Raw genomic sequence first — 2,402 nt, 5'->3', positions numbered from 1 at the left:
GGTCCTGCAGCCGCGCGGCGACCTGCACCAGCGGGCTGGCATCGCCTGCCGTCTTGCCCTGCGCAGCAGCAGCGATGACGACGATGGCCATCGACAGCAAGCCGCCCAGCGTCACTGAAACGACGGTGTCCATCCGCGCCGAAGCAATGCCTGCGGCATCAGCGGCAAACTGGCCACGCACCGATGCGGCGTGCAAAAACAGGTTGTACGGCACGATGGTGGTGCCGATCAGCGCAATCGCGGTGAGCAGCCCGCCTGCGGGCACCACCGGCGCGAGGCCTGCAAACGCGGCGCGCCAATCGATATCGATCACCAGCAGCGCGCCGGTGAACGCCGCCGCCATTGCCAGCACCAGCCCGATCAGCAGCGCCTCAAGCCATCGTGGCTTGCCAACAATCACCAGTGCCGCCGCAAGCAGGCCGATGCCCAGAACCGATTCGCGCGCAGCATCGCCGCTGGCGCCATAGCCTGCGAGCGACAGGCCAATCGCGGTGCCGCTGATGTTGCCCGCCTGATAGGCCGCATTGCCGATGGCCAGCGCAGCGAAGATCAGCAGCCCCAGCGCCCAGCGGAAGGGCAGCGAAGAGGCCGCGCCCAGAATTGCCTCGGCCAGCCCTTTGCCAGTGACGATGGCGACGCGCGCAGCCATGTTCTGCAAAATGATCGTTGCGAGCGTCGCAAAGGCCAGCGCCCAGAGCAACGCCGCGCCAAAGCCCAGCCCCGCGCTGGCGCACGCGGTCACAGTGCCCGGCCCGATAAAGGCCGCCGTCACCAGCATCGCGGGGCCGGGCCGCCAGGCGGGAAGGCTCACCAACCCCAGGGTTTTTCACGATACCATTTGGTGATGACATATTTGGTGCCGTCGCGCACCTTCATGCCGTGGTGCAGCGTCGCCGGATTCAGGCTGCCATCGGGGCGGCGGTTGTTCCAGGCCAGCAGCTTGCCGGTTTCGGGCTGCACTGATTTGCCGATCACCTTGAACCGGGTCGATCCGCCCGCGCCGGGTTCGTTGAGATAAATCATGAACGTCCAGGTGCGCTGCCCGGCGACGCTGGTGTAGCGTTCAAAATCCTGCCCGCCGGGTTCAAAATAATCGGTGTGCGCCTTGAATTCCTGACCCACCGCATAGCGCTGGCCCTGCATGGTTTCGCCAAACTGGCGGTCGATGCCCGAGAGCGCACTCAGCTTTTCGTCGAGCGCGACAACCTGTGGGTCGTCATAGCACAGGTCACAGGTTTCAGAGGTGCGGAACTGATCGTCGCCATTGGGGTCAGCGATGGTCGAGGGGCGGCGGTCGGCATCGATTTTGTCGATGAACGCGGCGCATTCTTCTGGGGACAGGAAATTGCGCAGGATGAACAGCTCGAGCTTGGGGCTGGGCGCGCGCTGCATGCCCGGCACGCGCAGCATCTGCTGGATGTTGCACGTGTTGCTGGCGGTGGCGGTTTCGGTCATCGTCTCGAAGGTCCATCGGCAGTGAGTGGGCAGCGCCAGATAAGCCATTAATGAGACCACAATTCAACCCTTGCGAGACTTTGGCCCTGCAAAGCGGTGGCGCTTGGCGGTGTGAGCGGCTAAATCACGCCGATGATCACGCGCCCGCGCCCGCCCCTGCATCAAAACGGTTTTAGCCTGCTCGAAATGATGGTCGCGCTGGCGGTGTTTTCAATCGCCGCGCTCGCGCTCATCAAGCTGCAGGGGGCAAGCCTCGCCCAGACAGTGGAGCTCGACAGCCGCCTCTACAGCGAACTGGTGGTGCGCAATCTGGCGGTGGAGGCACTGACCGATCCCAATCCGCCATCGCTGGGTGACGCGCAGGGCACGGCTGAAAATGCCGGGCGTGCCTTTCGCTGGCGACGGACGACAGCGGCGCTGCCCGAGGGCGAGTTGCTGAAGATAGATCTGGCGGTTGCGCAAGGGACGGGGCCAGAGGTGACACTAACCGTGTTGAGGCCGGTCGAGTGAGCGCGATTGGCATGTCAGTTTTCCGGCGAAAGCCGGAATTCAGAGCGGCTGGGAACGATCTGACTCCTGGGCTCCGGCTTTCGCCGGGGAACGGGCGGGCAGGCTTCACCCTCGTCGAAATGATGGTTGCGCTGTTTATTTTCGGGATGATTTCCACCGCATCGGTCGTGCTGCTGCGCCAGAGCGTCGAGGCGCAGGCGCGCAGCGCGGTGCGGCTTGAGGAGATGGGCGACATCCGCCGGTTCTCTGCAATCATGGCGCAGGACATGACGCTGATGCTGCCGCGCCCGTCGCGCGATGCGGTGGGCAGCGACCGGGTCGCGCTGGTCACCGATCGCGGTTTGCTCGTCGGCTTTACCCGGCAGGTGCCGCAGATCGATCCGGCTGCGGGGGTGTCGAGCCTGCAGCGGATCGAATGGGCGCTGGTCGATGCGGCG

The 2,402-nt window shown here is 64.9% G+C and carries 4 protein-coding genes; 2 read left to right on the top strand and 2 right to left on the bottom strand.

Annotated elements, in window-relative coordinates; translation table 11 throughout:
* The coding region (locus tag ACEW8G_RS03120) for a divalent metal cation transporter (RefSeq protein WP_373486985.1) at window positions 1-811 on the bottom strand (811 nt) is incomplete at its 3' end.
* Complete coding sequence (locus tag ACEW8G_RS03115) at window positions 808-1,455, bottom strand: prolyl hydroxylase family protein (RefSeq protein WP_373486986.1); 648 nt, start codon at window positions 1,453-1,455, stop codon at window positions 808-810. The genes ACEW8G_RS03115 and ACEW8G_RS03120, both read right to left, overlap by 4 nt.
* 132 nt (window positions 1,456-1,587) lie before the next feature.
* On the opposite strand from ACEW8G_RS03115, the gene gspI reads away from it, so the two are divergent.
* Entirely contained in the window at window positions 1,588-1,965 is a 378-nt protein-coding gene (gene gspI, locus ACEW8G_RS03110) for a type II secretion system minor pseudopilin GspI (RefSeq protein ID WP_373486984.1), read from the top strand.
* 11 nt (window positions 1,966-1,976) lie between these two features.
* Window positions 1,977-2,402: type II secretion system protein J (locus ACEW8G_RS03105; protein WP_373486983.1), on the top strand; the 426-nt coding region annotated here is incomplete at its 3' end.

It is taken from the genome of Blastomonas sp. (genome assembly GCF_041747255.1).
Lineage (GTDB): Bacteria > Pseudomonadota > Alphaproteobacteria > Sphingomonadales > Sphingomonadaceae > Blastomonas.
The sequence above is the reverse complement of the archived record's forward strand: the minus strand, read 5'-3'. Positions and strand labels throughout refer to the sequence as shown.